The sequence below is a fragment of the Balneolales bacterium ANBcel1 genome, assembly GCA_029688905.1.
Taxonomy (GTDB): Bacteria; Bacteroidota; Rhodothermia; order Balneolales; family Natronogracilivirgulaceae; genus SLLW01.
The window spans coordinates 324,695-340,040 of record JARULB010000004.1; the positions used below are offsets into that span (position 1 = coordinate 324,695).

At 55.9% G+C, this 15,346-nt stretch carries 14 protein-coding genes; 9 read left to right on the forward strand and 5 right to left on the reverse strand.

Annotated elements, in window-relative coordinates; all coding sequences use genetic code 11:
• Positions 1-27: 27 nt before the first annotated feature.
• From QA596_07530 to QA596_07545, 4 genes are all read right to left on the reverse strand, one after another.
• Complete coding sequence (locus tag QA596_07530) at positions 28-1,092, reverse strand: PA0069 family radical SAM protein (protein MDG5767309.1); 1,065 nt, start codon at positions 1,090-1,092, stop codon at positions 28-30.
• Positions 1,093-1,183: 91 nt separating this feature from the next.
• A complete protein-coding gene (locus QA596_07535) occupies positions 1,184-2,389 on the reverse strand; it encodes an aspartate aminotransferase family protein (protein ID MDG5767310.1) in 1,206 nt (401 codons plus the stop codon).
• 10 nt (positions 2,390-2,399) lie between these two features.
• Positions 2,400-2,999, reverse strand: a complete 600-nt coding sequence (locus QA596_07540) for a thioredoxin family protein (GenBank protein ID MDG5767311.1) — start codon at positions 2,997-2,999, stop codon at positions 2,400-2,402.
• A 97-nt stretch (positions 3,000-3,096) separates the two neighbouring features.
• Positions 3,097-4,257, reverse strand: a complete 1,161-nt coding sequence (locus QA596_07545) for an anhydro-N-acetylmuramic acid kinase (GenBank protein ID MDG5767312.1) — start codon at positions 4,255-4,257, stop codon at positions 3,097-3,099.
• 99 nt (positions 4,258-4,356) lie between these two features.
• On the opposite strand from QA596_07545, the gene QA596_07550 reads away from it, so the two are divergent.
• The 5 genes from QA596_07550 (at position 4,357) to QA596_07570 (ending at position 8,050) form a co-directional block, all read left to right on the forward strand.
• Entirely contained in the window at positions 4,357-4,611 is a 255-nt protein-coding gene (locus QA596_07550; protein ID MDG5767313.1) for a hypothetical protein, read from the forward strand.
• 6 nt (positions 4,612-4,617) lie between these two features.
• The gene (locus QA596_07555) at positions 4,618-5,880 is read left to right on the forward strand and encodes a serine hydrolase (GenBank protein MDG5767314.1); all 1,263 of its coding nucleotides are present in this window, start codon (positions 4,618-4,620) and stop codon (positions 5,878-5,880) included.
• A 101-nt stretch (positions 5,881-5,981) separates the two neighbouring features.
• Complete coding sequence (locus tag QA596_07560; protein ID MDG5767315.1) at positions 5,982-6,686, forward strand: cytidylate kinase-like family protein; 705 nt, start codon at positions 5,982-5,984, stop codon at positions 6,684-6,686.
• A gap of 30 nt (positions 6,687-6,716) precedes the next feature.
• Positions 6,717-7,208: a hypothetical protein gene (locus QA596_07565; protein ID MDG5767316.1), complete on the forward strand. Its 492-nt coding sequence runs from the start codon at positions 6,717-6,719 to the stop codon at positions 7,206-7,208.
• The gene (locus tag QA596_07570) at positions 7,208-8,050 is read left to right on the forward strand and encodes an SAM-dependent methyltransferase (GenBank protein ID MDG5767317.1); all 843 of its coding nucleotides are present in this window, start codon (positions 7,208-7,210) and stop codon (positions 8,048-8,050) included. The genes QA596_07565 and QA596_07570 overlap by 1 nt, the downstream gene beginning before the upstream one ends.
• Positions 8,051-8,118: 68 nt before the next feature.
• On the opposite strand, the gene QA596_07575 is transcribed toward QA596_07570, so the two are convergent.
• Positions 8,119-8,511, reverse strand: a complete 393-nt coding sequence (locus QA596_07575; protein MDG5767318.1) for an ankyrin repeat domain-containing protein — start codon at positions 8,509-8,511, stop codon at positions 8,119-8,121.
• A gap of 305 nt (positions 8,512-8,816) precedes the next feature.
• On the opposite strand from QA596_07575, the gene rlmN reads away from it, so the two are divergent.
• From rlmN to QA596_07595, 4 genes are read left to right on the forward strand one after another with little or no spacing between them, the layout of a single operon-like run.
• On the forward strand, positions 8,817-9,941 hold the full coding sequence (gene rlmN, locus QA596_07580) for a 23S rRNA (adenine(2503)-C(2))-methyltransferase RlmN (GenBank protein ID MDG5767319.1): 1,125 nt from the start codon (positions 8,817-8,819) through the stop codon (positions 9,939-9,941).
• A gap of 60 nt (positions 9,942-10,001) precedes the next feature.
• On the forward strand, positions 10,002-11,861 hold the full coding sequence (locus QA596_07585; GenBank protein MDG5767320.1) for a 2-oxoacid:acceptor oxidoreductase subunit alpha: 1,860 nt from the start codon (positions 10,002-10,004) through the stop codon (positions 11,859-11,861).
• 42 nt (positions 11,862-11,903) lie between these two features.
• A complete protein-coding gene (locus QA596_07590) occupies positions 11,904-12,959 on the forward strand; it encodes a 2-oxoacid:ferredoxin oxidoreductase subunit beta (GenBank protein MDG5767321.1) in 1,056 nt (351 codons plus the stop codon).
• Between the two features lie 16 nt (positions 12,960-12,975).
• Positions 12,976-15,318 (forward strand): patatin-like phospholipase family protein, encoded by a 2,343-nt coding sequence (locus QA596_07595; GenBank protein MDG5767322.1) that lies wholly within the window; start codon positions 12,976-12,978, stop codon positions 15,316-15,318.
• Positions 15,319-15,346: the final 28 nt, after the last annotated feature.

The following is a 15,346-nucleotide window of genomic DNA, read 5'->3' on the forward strand; positions in this document are numbered from 1 at the left end:
TGAAACGGGTGACCCGTCCCTCCCACTTCAGTACAACTCAAGTTCACCCTGGGTGGGAACGCGTCTGAAATGGCGATTTGTGAGCGGCGGACCGGAATCCTTGAGTCCGTATCTGCGGCATGAAATCTGAAAGGACTGGCGAATCTGCTCGGCAAAAGCCCCTTCCCCCTTCATCCGATAACCAAACCGATGGTCGCTCAGCGCCCCGCCGCGAAGCGCCTTCAACCGGCTGATGATCTTTTGTTTGCGTTGGGGATAGTGCTTTTCCAGCCAATCCTCGAACAGCGGTCCGACAGCGCCCGGAAGGCGAAGCATGATGTAGCTTCCGAAAGAGGCGCCCGCCTCTGCCGCCTGCTCCACCAGCCTGGGCAGCTCCTCGTCGGTAAGCGCGGGAATGAGCGGCCCGAACATCGCTCCGACCGTTATTCCGGCCCGGGACAATTCCCGGATTGTCTCAAGCCTGCGGGCGGGCCTGCTGGTCCGGGGCTCCATAATGCTCACCAGGCCGGGATCCAGCGATGTCAAACTGACCATCACCCGGGCCGCGCCTAGCTCCGCCATCCCGCCTATCAGATCGATATCGCGGGTCACCAGATGGTTTTTTGTGATGATGGTGAATGGATTGCGAAATTCCGAAAGCACTTCCAGGCAGCGGCGCGTTATCCCGAGCTTTCGTTCCACCGGCTGGTAGGGGTCGGTCACCCCGCTCACCGATACGGTGCGCGGTTTCCATGCAGGGGACTGAAGCTGCTTTCGCAGTTTTGCCGCAGCATCTTTCTTGACCATGATGCGGGTTTCGAAATCGAGGCCGGGAGACATGTCCAGGTACTCATGAAACGGCCTCGCATAGCAATAGACACATCCGTGCTCACATCCCCGGTAGGGGTTCAAACTGGCTTCGAACGGAACATCCGGGCTGTCGTTGGTGGCGATGACACTCGCCGCATCATCTTGATAGAAACGGGTTTTGGGTGAAATTCCGTCACTGTTTTCAGGATCGGGCTCCACCTCGAGGCGCGTAAACCGGCCGGCCGGGTTGCTTGCGGTGCCCCGCCCACGGATCGACTCACCGGTTTGATTCCATTCAGACATGGCACTATCTATGCGTGATGAGGATTTTACACGTAATATAACATATATCACACATATACAAAATCCGGAGCGAAAATTCCGGCCATCCAGTTTAGCTGCACAGATGTGCGATCGTATCCCTGATGACGGTCAGGCTTTCGGTGAGGAGCGACTCATCGATGATGAGCGGGGGTGCGAGGCGGATAAGGGTGTTGGAATGAAGGGTCCATCCCAGGAGAATATGATGCCGGTCAAGGCAGGTTTCAACGGTTTTTTGGGTGAGATCCGCATTCTCAAGCTGGAGGCCGAGCATGGCTCCCTTGCCGCGCACTTCGGAGATCCCGGGTCCTCTCAGAATATCTTTGGCACAGGCTTCGATCAGTGCGGCGCGATCCATTAGGCCGTCACGCAGCAGTACCTGAAGAGCGGCGTCGGCTGCGGCGCAGGACACTGGATGGCCGCCGAAGGTGGTGACATGATTCAGCGGGGGATCGTACATGAACGCCTGGAAAATTTCGGTGGATGATGCCAGTCCGCCAAGCGGCATCCCTCCTCCCATGGCCTTGGCCATGGTCAGAATATCCGGAACCACGCCATAGTGTTCGAATGCGAACAGCTTTCCGGTACGTCCGAATCCGGATTGAATCTCATCGAAAACAAGCAGGGTGCCTGTTTCGCTGCAGCGCTCGCGGACAGATCTGAGCCAGGCGGGATCCGAAGGGATGATGCCCCCTTCGCCCTGTATCGGCTCCATGATGACGGCGGCGACCTCTTCTGTGATGTGCTCCAATACCGCGGGGTCGTTGAACCGGCAGAACTGCACCTCCGGAAGCAGCGGTTCATAAGGCGTACGATAGACATCCCGGCCGGTTACACTGAGCGATCCCTGGGTATCGCCGTGATATCCGTTCTCAAATGCGACAAACCGGTGTCTTCCGGTATGTTTTTTTGCCAGCTTAAGTGCGGCTTCGTTCGCCTCTGTTCCGGAATTCACGAAATAGATGCGATCCAGGGAGTGCGGCAGCCTGGAAGCCAGACGGCCTGCAAAGGCGGATTGCGGATGCTGGATAAATTCGCCGTACACCATCACGTGCATGTGGCGTTCGGCCTGAAGCTGCACGGCTTTCACCACTTCCGGGTGGCCGTGGCCCAGCGAGCTCACGGCAATTCCGGAGATAAAGTCCAGCACCTTCCTCCCGCTGCGTGTAATCAGCCAGGGGCCCTCCGCGCGTGCAATTTCGAGCCCTAACGGCCCGTCGCTTGTCTGGGCCACATGGCGGTAAAACGCATCGCTTTCGGTGGATCGGCCGGTGCTCATGAGTTCCAGCTCAGACGGAGCGAACCCGCTCCAGAATTTCCTTCTGCAGTGTACGGGTTTTGTCCTTGTTGTTCCATTTTTGCAGCTCTTCGGCGATGGCCGGATACGGCTCCCCTTTTTCCTTCAAATCCAGAAACAGTTTCTGGGCCGGTTCGGGCCGGGGCCCCCAGGTCCAGAGCTCCTCAAGGGTATCCCTGTTCAAGGCGATCACTTTGGGGATGGCTCTGCCGCCGTTCGTGAGATAAGCGTCGATCACCTCGGGATGTTCATCGCGCAGCAACAGGCGCATACTGACTTTCGGCGCCGAAACCGCCATTTTGGCCAGTGCCGGTATGGCATGAGGTACATCCCCGCACCACGCCTCGACAATACCAAGCCAGATTTGGTTCTCCCTGATGGCCTTCAACGCTTCCAGCAGCTCCGGATCGATGATGGTCGTTTTATCCATACGGTCCATGCGCTGGTTGTTCAGCCGGGTGTACTGAACCAGCTCCCCGGACTGATTGGGGCCGGTGGTTTTCCGCTCGATAAGCAGGCTGTTGACAAGGTCACGGAACCTGGCGTACGACATGGCCTGTTCAATATGCTCTCTGGTAATCACTTTCGCCATTTAAACTGTCTGATTGGGTGTTGGAATTTGGGATCAAAAGTACAGCAAATATCAATGAATGACCAGAATTATTGAATTTCGGGTCGTCGATAAAATATCAATGATCCGTAAGAGAAATTTTACCGAAATGAAGTCGTGGATCCTCTCCGCAAATCAGTTCATTGGCCAGAGCTGCGAAAAGCACCGCTTCCTTCGCATCCTCGTCCATCCCGATTTCTTTTGTGGTGCGCACCGGCAGCGGAGAGAGGTCGTCCGTCAGCTGTTCCATAAGAACGCGATTGTGTATTCCACCGCCGCTGACAAATACTTCCGCCTTTTCGCCCTCGTGCAACACCTTGCGAATCCCTGTGGAGATGGTCCCGGCAGTAAAGCGGGTCAGTGTTGCCAGCAGATCCTCGGCAGGGCGGTCAAACCCGGCGGCCTCCATGCATTCGTGCACCCAGTCCATGTGAAACATTTCGAATCCGGTCGTTTTTGGTGCGTTTCTTTCAAAATACGGGTGGGCTTTCAGTAACGAGAGCAGGTTCGGGTCAGGGCGGCCGTATGCGGCAAGTCCGCCATCCTTGTCGTAGGCAAGCCCTTCGAAATAGTGTGATGTTGCCGCGTCGATCAGGGTGTTTCCCGGACCGGTATCGGTGGCGAATGGTGGCATGCGATGTTCTTCCGGTCGCAGCAAGGTGAAATTTGCAATACCCCCGATATTAAGCAGGATGCGGGTCATGGTGGCCGGGCGAAACAGCAGATAATCGCCAAAGGCTGCCAGTGGCGCTCCCTCGTTGCCTCTGGCGGTATCCCGCTGGCGAAAATCGCTGATGGTAATAATACCCGTGCGGTGCGCCAGGTGATCGCCGTCTCCGATCTGGAATGTCGCGTTGGGCATTCCATCCCTGCGGTGTTTGTGTCGCGGGGCGTGATGGATGGTTTGGCCGTGGCTGGCAAGCAGATCCACCTCAGCGGATTTCCGGCCCCACTGCTGCAGGGCCTCATTCACCATATCCGCATGAACATGAGCCAGGTACGTGTTCCATATGCAGAGTTGTTCCGGGTCCGGGCACGGCGCGTTTGCAAGGGCCAGCAACGGCTGGCGGGTTTCCTCATCGTAGGGGATGGAAACGAAGTGGTCCAGCACAAACGAAGTTTCCGCCCCGGAACCGGTAAACCGGCACAAGGCAATATCGAGTCCGTCCATGGAGGTACCGGACATCAGTCCCAGCACCGTTCGCTCTTCCTTTCTGGCTATTTGTTGCAGTTTTTGCAAAACCGGATTCATCACACCTTTTCTTTTACCATTTATTGATTTACTGCGCCCCTGCTCCTATCATAAGTGGAAAAGACGGCTCATCCAAAAAAACCTGAAATGAACGAATCGCTGCATCCCGAAGCTCCGGAAGATTTTGAAAAAGATATCAACGAACTGATTGCCAGGCTCAAAACCGCGCTGGGCGAGGGCGACTCCCGGTGGTATTATGACGATCACTCCGAAATCCTTTATATTGAACTGGAGTCCCTGGCAGGAGCCTCCGATGAAACCATTGAGAAGCAGGCGGGCCCGATTCTCGACTCCTCCGAACTCGATTTCGAAGAAATTATTCTGTTGCCGCTGACGCGGTAGAATGGCATGCGCTTACTTCGCTTTTTCCTGATTTTTATCGGCACGGCCCTTCTGGTGGTGGGATCCATCTTCTGGCTCAATCGCGATACGTTTGTAACCGTATTTCAAAACCGGGCCGCCATTCTGGAAGGCAGCGAGTGGGTGGAAAAGACCTATTCCCTGGCCGGACTGATCGAGTACATGGCCGAACAGCCGCAACACGCCGCCTTTGCTTCCATCCCATCGCAGCCCGGAGACGACGGCATCGCGCCGGCAGCCGGCACAGACAATACCGGTGTCCGTTACAACGATGCTGGTAACGGCGGAGACGGCCGGTTCGAAATCCGCTACCAATCCGGCCGCATTCTTCCCGCCGCCGGCCTTTCCAGGCTGATGCTGGTGATTACCTATGCCGAACGTGTCGGCTCCGGCGAACTGGACCCGGACGCGCCGGTTGATATCCGCAGAATCACTCCCTTCTATTTTCCGGAAGCTGACCGGCGCCACCTCCGCAACCTTGAAAACCGGTTCGGGGAAAACGGGGAACCGCCGGTACTGAAGGAGCTGGTACGCTATATGGCCCAATCCAACGACCCCGCGGTGGCGGATTACCTGTTTTTCCGGCTTGGGCCCGACCGGGTGGCGGAAACAACGTACCGGATCAGCGGCGGACGCATCGAGCCGCCGGTGCCGCAATACGGTATCCGGACTATGGCTCAGCAGTTCCATCCGGATACCACGACCCTGTCCCGGCACCTTGACCGGCTTCTGGAATCCGACCGCGAGTGGTTTCTCACAGAAGCGGTTGAAACGGCCCGTCGGCAATGGGAGGAGCCGAAACCCGTCGAAGAGACATCCATCCGTTTCTTCCAGGATCAGCGCAGCTTGCACAACCTGTTTCCCGGAATTGAGCCGGACACGTTCGGGAGCATGCTGGTGGATATCTGGAACGGAACTCTGACCGGCCCGGAAACCGACGCTGAAATCCGCAGCCTGATCCGGAGAACCGCGGACGACCGGCTGCTGGAGCCGCACATCTCGGACTATGCCGCGCATTTCGATGAGCGCATGGGAAATATGAGCGGATGGACCGTAGCAACGGCACAGAAAACGGGGAAGATCCGGGCACAGGTGATCATTTTGCATGATCTGCCCGCCGGACTCTGGTTTCACATGAACAGTAATTTCATGATCCGGGATTTTCATCACAGAATGTTGTATGATCCAACCATACGCAGCCGCTCGTTTGAGTTGCTGCACCATGGCGGGCAGGCCCGGAACCTGCCCTGATTCCACAACGGCGGGGAGGGGGATTCCTGCCATCAGCAAGTACCGTAGAGGCAAACCACGGTTTTTTGATCCCGTGACAACCATTAAACCCAACGAGTGCAATGTATTCTCATCTTATTCAAAAAATCGACCGGGATATCGGAGCTCAACTCAAGTCATTGGGCATAGGGGAAAAGCGATCGCAAAAATACCAGTTTCCGTGCATAACCATTTCCAGGCAATTCGGGTGCGAAGGTGTTCCGGTCGCGCTCAAGCTGATCAAAAAACTGAGCACCGAAGAGTACCCCTGGGTTCTGTTCCACAGGGAGTTGATCACCGAATTGTCGGAATCCGACCTTTTCCACAAGGATTTTACCGAGAACATCCTTCACGAGCAGCGCGGAAAAATCCAGCAGTACATCGATCATTTGCTGGTAAGCAAACCCACCGATGCGCAGTTGTACAAGAAAATGGCCGAAACCCTCAGGGTTCTCGGATTGCGTGGCCGGTCGGTGATCCTGGGTGCGGGTGCCGCCCTGCTCACATCCGACATCAAGCACGCCCTCCATGTACGGCTCCAGGCGCCTATCGATTTCCGGGTACAGAATGTGATTCAGGTTCTGGGCGTTACCGAGCAACAGGCACGGGAGGAAATCGCATTTCGTGACAACCGCCGGCTGGAGTTTATATACGAGTTCACCCACAAGGATGTGCGCGACCCGGCACACTACCACCTGGTGATTGACAATGAAAAATTCAAAGCCGGTGAAATTGCGGAATTGATTTACCAATCACTGGTGTTGAAGAAGATGCTTCCCCGTTTGTAACCTCCGCATCATTCATTGAAAATTGTACGCATGTATAAAATGACATACCTGTGGTTTCTGGTCTGGCTGCTCCCGCTCTACCTGGCGGGCATGGCCGTTCACATGGGGGCGATCTATTACGGGCTGAACACGACATACGAGAACGGGGAGAGCCATCTGGCGGATGTGATCCATTTTGAGATCAAGCAGATTGCCGCGCAAACCAACGGCAGTATAACGGTGCGGTTCACCACCGGCGACGGAGAGGAAATCACCCGAAAACTCTCGCAGCCCATTCAGAACGCCGCGCAGCTGCAGGCATCCGAGCTTATGCCCATCCGCTATCACAAAAGCAGCTATCAGCCGATTGTGCTGGTGCCCATCTATGAGTTCCACAAGAAAATGGTGCTGGTGAATCTGGCGGTACTTCTGTTATCCGTCATCATAACGCTCTTTGTGGCGTGGACCGCCCATCGGTTTGCCCGACGCAAGCTGGCCGGCGGAAACTGGCAGGAACAGCGGATCGAAATCATTGACAGCTGATGACGACATCGCAACCGCAAGCACCGGAAGCCCCGGCCCGGGGCCATCTCTATCTTATCCCGACCCCGCTTGGCCGGCAGCCCGACAACCGGGTACTTCCGGAACAGGTGATAGAGACGGTTCACAGCCTGGATACGTTTTTTGTTGAGAGAATCCGCCAGGCCAATTCGTTTCTTCGGTGGATCAGGCATCCCGTGCCCGATTTCCGATGCCGGTTCTACGAACTCAACAAACACACGCCCGGCGAGGACCTGATTGAGATGCTTTCGCTGCTGAAACAGGGGGCCCGTGCCGGGATTATCTCGGAGGCGGGGTGTCCCTCGGTGGCCGATCCCGGTGCCGAGCTGGTCAGGCTCGCGCATCAGTCAGGTATCCCGGTAACACCGCTTGTGGGACCGTCCTCCATACTCCTGGCGGTGATGGGTTCCGGGTTGAACGGCCAGGCATTCACCTTCCACGGATATCTGCCCCGGCCGGGCGCGGAACGCACGGAAGCGATCCGCAGGCTGCAGAATGAATCCGACCGGACCCGCGCCACCCAGGTTTTCATGGAGACTCCGTATCGCAACAATGATCTGCTGCAGGAGTTGCTCCGGGAGCTTCGGGACGACACGCTGCTTTGCACGGCATCGAACCTGACCCTCGACGGAGAGCAGATCATTACCAAAAGTGTGGCGGAATGGCGGAAGACGGAAATTGACCTGGATCACTCCCCGTCCATCTTTCTGCTGCTTTCGGAGACACCGCGCGACGGCAGAGGCTCCAGTAAAGGGAAACGGCAAGGGAGAAACGGACCGGGCAAAAAAAAACCCGCACGCGAAAAGCGGCGGGTTCGAAAATAGTAGTGAGTAATTGGCAAGAAAGCCTGATGAAGCGTCATTCATTCCCACATACTGGGAAAAGCTGTGTATCAGGCGGTTTTTCCGGTACTGAGTGCCTCTTCCAGGATGGCGATGACATCTTTATCCTGGTTTGATTTGGCATGATCCATGGCTGTCCAGCCTCTGTCGTCGGTAAAAGTGGCATCCGCGCCATTCTGTAGCAGTAAAGAAAGGATTTCGCTGTGACTCCTGACAGCGGCCCAGTAAACAGGTGTGGTTCCGCGATTGTCTCTCAGATTGACATCAGCGCCCTGATCGACTAGAAATTCGACAATGTCCTTGCGGCCATGCTTGGAAGCTTTCAGCAGTAGCGACCTGTTGTGTTCGTCCACGGTGTTGACATCGGCACCGTCCTGAACACCACTGCTGATCAATGCCAAATCGCCGCTTTCGGCGGCGTCAAGAAGCTCATTTTCCTTCATAAGCACCCTCTATTTTTTTGAGTTTGGTTTAGGTGGTATAATTTATTGTAATAGATTTCGATCCCGTTTGCAACAGCAACTTTTCGGGCGCTGTCTTTTTCCGGCAATAAATCGCACGGGGGCCCGTAATCGTACAAGAAAGCGCTTTTCTTCTTTCTTTAGTTGATAAAAACAGTCAACGTACCGACTCTATTGTACAGAGCTGAAATGTTTTACAAAATCACTACAGTTTTTACCAAAAACCTTGCAGGTGACAAAGACTTTTCATTGTTTTCAGAGTGATAGATTTAGTATCCTGTATCTGCATGAATAACAAGCATCATCTCCTCCAAAAACTTCCTGTTAACCTGAAACATCTTGCGTTAAAAGACTGGGAAGAATTGTGCGAAGCCCTGGGGATCGCACCCGCTTCCCGAAAGCAGGTTTTTGAAGCGGTCTATCATCACAATATCGGATCGCCCGAGGAGATCACTTCCATCAGCGGGCAGGAACGTGACGCATTGCGGCATGCCGTAATTATCCCCCCTTCCGTTCGAGAGAGCCTGGTACCCAGCAGTGACGGCTCCTGGAAACTGACACTCCGACTGCACGACGGAGGTCTGGCAGAAACGGTTATCATTCCCGAATGGGAGGATGGGAAACTTCGCAAGTGTTCGGCGAGCATCTCTTCCCAGATCGGCTGTTTCTTCGGCTGCTCCTTCTGCGCCACCGGAAAAATGGGCTTTCACCGCAATCTTTCAACAGGCGAGCTCATCGACCAGGTGCGGGAAGCCGAACTTGCGGTACGCGAACAGCTTAACAGTGAAATTACCCATTTATATTTTATGGGGATGGGTGAGCCGATGCACAACTACCGGGCAGTCTCCGATGCGCTTTCCATTATGCGGAATCCGTCCGCTCCGGGGCCCGTCCCCGATCGCATAACCGTCTCCACGGTCGGCCTGTACCGCCAGATCAGGATGCTGGCCGACGACCATCCGCAGGTGAGGCTCGCCGTATCCATCCATTCGGCCGATCAGCAGACCCGCAGGGAGATTATGCCGGTGAGCGCCCGCCTTGGATTGCCGGAAATTCGCGACGCGCTTATCTATCACAATCGCCGTACCGGTCACCCGGCCACCATCCAGTACCTGCTGATGGGTGGAGTTAACGACCGGCCGGAAGATGCCGATAACCTGATTTCATACCTGGATGGCCTTGGCGTGCGCATCACTCTGATCATGTACAATGATGTTCCCGAAGCTCCGGGCAACCGAACCGAAATCGACCGGATGCAGCGGTTCCGTGGTATTCTGAATGATGCCGGTCTGGATACCGATGTCCGGTGGTGTTACGGTGAAGACATCGACGCGGGATGCGGACAGTTGAAGATACCCGTCAACAGGGAACGGGTATCTGTATCCATGCGCCATCCGGCCGCTGAATCCTGAGACGTACATTGCCCGTTTCATTCTGACAAACCGACAAACATCCATAGCACTCGTTCTGATATGAGTATCCAGCAAAAAATAAAAAAGGAAGTCACCATCCGGTTTGCCGGCGACTCCGGTGACGGGATACAGCTTACCGGTTCCCAGTTCAGCAACACCACGGCGCTGTCGGGAAATGACCTCAGCACCTTCCCGGATTACCCTGCGGAAATCCGGGCTCCGGCCGGTACGGTGCACGGGGTATCCGGCTTCCAGATCCACTTCGGCAGCAAACCCATCCACACCCCCGGAGATGTATGTGATGTGCTTGTTGTGATGAATGCCGCCGCCCTGAAAGCCAACCTGAAATTTCTCAAACCGGGAGGAATTATTGTTGCAAATACCGACGGATTCGGGAAAAGGGATCTGTCTCTGGCCCGCTATGGACCCGAAGACACCCCGATTGAAGACGCACGGCTTTCGGGATACAGCGTCATTGAAATCGATGTAACAAAAATGACACGGGAGAGCCTGAAAGACACCGGGCTTTCCACCAAGGAGATGGACCGCAGCAAGAACATGTTCGTGCTTGGGGTTCTCTACTGGCTGTACAGCCGGCCCCTGGAGTCCACGGTCAACTTCCTCAAAAAGAAATTCGCCAGGAAACCCGTAATAGCCGAAGCCAACATCAAGGCGCTGAACGATGGCTTTACTTTCGCCATCGCCACGGAAATTTTCAGTGAACGGTACAGCGTGGACGCGGCTCCGATCGAGCCGGGCACCTACCGCAACATCACCGGCAACGACGCGATAGTACTGGGCCTGGCCGCGGTAGCAAAAAAATCGGAACTGCCTGTCTTTCTGGGCTCATACCCGATCACTCCGGCATCGGAAATCCTGCACGGCCTTGCCCGCCTGAAGCAGTATGGGGTGACCACCTTCCAGGCCGAGGATGAGATCGCGGCGATCACTTCGTCGATCGGCGCATCGTTTGGCGGAAGCCTTGGCGTGACAAGCAGCTCGGGACCGGGTGTCGCCCTCAAGACCGAAGCGATCGCCCTGGCCACCATGCTGGAGCTTCCACTGGTGATAATCAATGTGCAGCGGGCAGGGCTGTCCACCGGCCTGCCGACCAAAACCGAGCAGTCGGATCTTCTGCAGGCCTTTTACGGAAGAGCGGGTGAATGTCCCGTGGCCATTCTGGCGGCGTCTTCGCCGGCCGAGTGTTTCGAAGTAACCTATGAGGCGTGCCGGATCGCCGTGGAACACATGATCCCGGTAATGCTCCTCTCCGACGGGTACATTGCCAACGGCGCGGAACCGTGGCGGCTGCCGTCCGCAAAGGAGCTGAAGCCCGTGAAAGCAGGTTTTGCCAAAGCCCGTGATAACGGCAAGGAGGAAAAGCCCTTCCTGCCCTACTCACGTGACGAAAACCTGGCTCGTCCATGGGCCGTCCCCGGCACCAAAGGACTGGAACACCGTATCGGCGGCCTGGAAAAGGAGCATGAAACCGGCAATATCTCCTACGATCCGGACAACCACCAGCGAATGACCGAGATCCGCGAGAAGAAGCGCGACCACATAGCCCGGTTGATCCCCGATCAGCGGATTGAAGACGGCCCGGAGAGCGGTGAGCTCCTGGTAGTGGGATGGGGCTCCACTTACGGAACCATCAAATCGGCGGTTAACGATGCCATTGAGGAAGGGCACAGCGTTTCCTACACCCATTTGCGATACCTCAGCCCGTTCCCGGGAAACCTCGGGGAGCTTCTGGGCCGTTTCAACAAGGTGCTGGTTCCCGAGATCAACAGGGGGCAGCTGGTCAAAATTCTGCGCGAAGAGTTCCTCATTCCCGCCGAAGGCTTCAATCGCATCAAGGGCACGCCCCTGAAAGTTTCCGAGCTGAAGGAAAAGATCATCTCCATGAGCTCCGGCTCGTGACGGACAACCGAACCAGATCCATCCCAATTCCATATAAGCGTTATGAGTACCACGAAATCAGTCAACGGCTCGCCACAAAACGGAACCCTGAAGGCAAAGGATTTCGCCTCCGACCAGGATGTGCGATGGTGCCCCGGATGCGGCGACTATACCATCCTCAAGCAGGTTCAGACGCTCATGCCGAAACTGGATGTTCCGCCCGAGAATATCGTTTTCATTGCCGGAATCGGTTGCTCCTCGCGATTCCCGTACTACATGAATACGTATGGTATGCACGGGATCCATGGGCGGGCGCCCGCCATCGCCACCGGACTTAAAGCTTCGAGGCCCGAACTGAGTGTCTGGGTGGTGACCGGCGACGGTGACGGGTTGTCTATCGGAGGAAATCACCTCATCCACACTCTTCGCAGAAACCTGGACCTCAATATCCTGCTGTTCAACAACGAGATTTATGGCCTGACCAAGGGGCAGTATTCTCCTACATCCCACAGCGGACAGATTACCAAATCCTCACCTATGGGATCCCTCGACGCCCCCTTCAATCCGCTGGCTCTCGCTCTCGGAGCCCAGGGCACGTTCATTGCCCGATCAATGGACCGTGACCCGAAACATCTGCAGGCCATGTTGGAACGCACGCATCAGCACAAGGGAACCTCTTTCCTTGAAATCTATCAGAACTGTATCGTGTTTAACGACGGGGCGTTCTCGCCGTACACCGATAAAGGTGTCAGAGACAACACGAGCCTGTACCTGGAAAACGGCAAGCCGCTGCTGTTCGGTAAAAACGACCGTTTCGGAGTACGCCTGGACGGCTGCCGCCCCGAGGTGGTGGACATGGAGGACGGAAACTGGTCCTCGGACGACCTGTGGATACACGACGAAACTGACCGTAATAAAGCATGGCTACTCTCCTCCATGTTTGACGACAACAACCGGGAGGAAGGCATGCCGCGGCCCTTTGGAGTGCTACTGGCCGAAAGAGACCGGCCGACGTACGAACAGTTGCTGCAGGATCAGATCGCGGCCGCCAGAGAGGCCGACAAGGATGCCGATCTGGACGATCTGCTGAGCGGAGAAGAGACCTGGATCGTCAAATAGCGGCAGGAGATTACCCATGAAAGCGATCCTGTTCCTGTGCCTGCTCACAGCGATATCAACGGCCGTTTCCAGGCCGGCTGCCCAGGGCTCGGCTCCACCCGAAGCCCCCGACCTGCTCAACAACGGCATATCCGGGTACCATGCAGATTCAGACGCTCCCTCCCGGTTTGTCAATAGACAGGGTTCCGGCGACTCACACACCCTTCGAAGATCTGATGATTCATCATTTGCCGTTGAGCCGGACACAGCCGATACCTCCTCCCGGGGGGAAAACCGGTTTACCGTGGGCCTGGCGCTGAGCGGTGGCGGGGCTGCCGGACTAGCTCACATCGGGGTTCTCAAGGTCCTTGAAGAAGCGGGGATACCGGTGGATGTGGTCAGCGGCACAAGCATGGGTGCCATTATCGGTGCGCTCTATGCTATCGGGTATTCAGCAGAGCAGATTGAAGAGGAGGTCAGAAGAATCGACTGGCGCGAGCTGTTTGAAGAACCCATCCACCGGCACAACCTGCCGCTGGAAGAGAAAAAATATGACGGGCGTTTCCTCCTGAGCTTCCCGGTGGAAGGGCGTGAGGTCAAATTGCCAACGGGACTCGTTTCCGGAAACTACATTTTTAACAAACTGGCCGAGCTTACGGCAACATATCATCATGTCGAGGACTTTCGCAGCCTGCCCCGCCCGTTTGTCTGCGTTGCCAGCGATCTCGAAACCGGTCACCAGGTGGTTATGGACAGCGGATTTCTGCCGGATGCCATCCGGGCAAGCATGTCCATCCCCTCGGTTTTTGATCCGGTGTGGGTTGATGGAAAGTATCTCGTAGACGGCGGCCTGCTGAACAACATGCCGGTGCAGGAAGCGATCGGCCTCGGAGCCGACTTCGTCATTGCCGTCAATTCAAGCTCCGACCTCAAACCCGCCGATGAACTGCTGTCGCTCCCGGATATCCTCACGCAAACCATATCCGTTGGAATGCGGGGAACCATACTTCAGCAACTGGAACATGCCGATTTTTACATTCAGCCCGACCTGGCACAATACACTACGCTCAGCTTCGGAGATGTTGATGAAATCATTTTGGCCGGGGAACGAGCCGCCAGGAGCAGGCTGCCGGAAATCCGGGAACTGGCCGATAGTCTGCACGCCCTGCGCGGCGGCAGCGAACCCGATATCCCCGAATTTGAGCCAATCCGTGAGATTCCGGTGCGACAAATCCATTTTGACGGACTTAAAACAGTACCTCTGGACCATATCCGCACCATCCTCCAGATTGAACCCCACTCAACGGTCCCGTTTACAGAGCTCGATGAAGGGCTGCTCCGGCTGTACGGAATGAAACGCTTCAACCGAATCACCTACCGGCTTTACTGGGATGAAGAAGAAGGGGCAGCCGACCTGACCATCTACCTGGAAGAACAAACCGCGAATATGGTCCAGGCCGGTTTCTATCACAATAGTGAATACGGTCCGTCGCTTCTTTTTAACACCACTTTCCGGAATCTGATCTACCCGGCCAGTACTGCCAGGCTTAACATCCGAATCGGTCACGAAGCCATGCTGGAAGGCGAATATTTCAATTATATCGGGCTGGAACCCCGGTTGTCATTTCTGGCATCGGCCGGTTTCCGGGAGCGGGAGATCGATATCTATGATCAGAACCGAAGGGTATCAAATCTGCGAACCGACATTTTTCACGCCGACGGCCTCATCGGTCCGCTTTTCGCATCGGTTTTTCGGACGGGAGTCGGGTACCGGATAGAGCATTTCAACCTGACCGAATCCTACGGAGAAATCGAGGCCCCAAAAAACTGGAATACACTGCACATGTTCCTCGGCGAGATGGAGTTCGACAACCTGAACCGGTCGCACCTGCCCACAAGCGGCCAGCACACTCTCATCCGTGCCGAAGTTCTGCCCGATTTTCTTCCCGGCGATGCCTCCTTCGGCCGGATAACCGGAACCTGGAAATCCTACCTCCCGATTAATCAGAGGCTCACAATACTACAGTCGCTCTACGCCGGCCACATATTCGGAGGCACACCGCCACTGCACTATCGCCTGTATGCCGGCGGACACAATGGCTTTTGGGGCTATCGGAAGGACGCCCTCTCCGGCAATAACTTGCTCACCTACCGGACTGCCGCACAGTATCAGTTTTACGGCAATTTTTACGCCACAGGCGGCATTAACCTCGGTAACCGCTACGAGAACCTGACCACCGACCTTTTCGAACGAACACCGCGCTGGGGATGGGCGGCCATTCTCGGCTGGAACACGATACTGGGTCCGATCGAAGCCGTACTCTCCGGCAGTAAAGAACACGCGCTGCTGTTCGAGTTTCTCATCGGAATGAACTTTTAGCGGTGTATGGTAGCCGGCCGAAGGCGGC

What these genes read in the sequence shown, in the direction of transcription:
- QA596_07530 (MDG5767309.1), bottom strand. Translation starts at nt 1,092, where the DNA reads ATGTCTGAATGGAATCAAACCGGTGAGTCGATCCGTGGGCGGGGCACC.
- QA596_07535 (MDG5767310.1), bottom strand. Translation starts at nt 2,389, where the DNA reads ATGAGCACCGGCCGATCCACCGAAAGCGATGCGTTTTACCGCCATGTG.
- QA596_07540 (MDG5767311.1), bottom strand. Translation starts at nt 2,999, where the DNA reads ATGGCGAAAGTGATTACCAGAGAGCATATTGAACAGGCCATGTCGTAC.
- QA596_07550 (MDG5767313.1), top strand. Translation starts at nt 4,357, where the DNA reads ATGAACGAATCGCTGCATCCCGAAGCTCCGGAAGATTTTGAAAAAGAT.
- QA596_07555 (MDG5767314.1), top strand. Translation starts at nt 4,618, where the DNA reads ATGCGCTTACTTCGCTTTTTCCTGATTTTTATCGGCACGGCCCTTCTG.
- QA596_07560 (MDG5767315.1), top strand. Translation starts at nt 5,982, where the DNA reads ATGTATTCTCATCTTATTCAAAAAATCGACCGGGATATCGGAGCTCAA.
- QA596_07565 (MDG5767316.1), top strand. Translation starts at nt 6,717, where the DNA reads ATGTATAAAATGACATACCTGTGGTTTCTGGTCTGGCTGCTCCCGCTC.
- QA596_07570 (MDG5767317.1), top strand. Translation starts at nt 7,208, where the DNA reads ATGACGACATCGCAACCGCAAGCACCGGAAGCCCCGGCCCGGGGCCAT.
- QA596_07575 (MDG5767318.1), bottom strand. Translation starts at nt 8,511, where the DNA reads ATGAAGGAAAATGAGCTTCTTGACGCCGCCGAAAGCGGCGATTTGGCA.
- rlmN (MDG5767319.1), top strand. Translation starts at nt 8,817, where the DNA reads ATGAATAACAAGCATCATCTCCTCCAAAAACTTCCTGTTAACCTGAAA.
- QA596_07585 (MDG5767320.1), top strand. Translation starts at nt 10,002, where the DNA reads ATGAGTATCCAGCAAAAAATAAAAAAGGAAGTCACCATCCGGTTTGCC.
- QA596_07590 (MDG5767321.1), top strand. Translation starts at nt 11,904, where the DNA reads ATGAGTACCACGAAATCAGTCAACGGCTCGCCACAAAACGGAACCCTG.
- QA596_07595 (MDG5767322.1), top strand. Translation starts at nt 12,976, where the DNA reads ATGAAAGCGATCCTGTTCCTGTGCCTGCTCACAGCGATATCAACGGCC.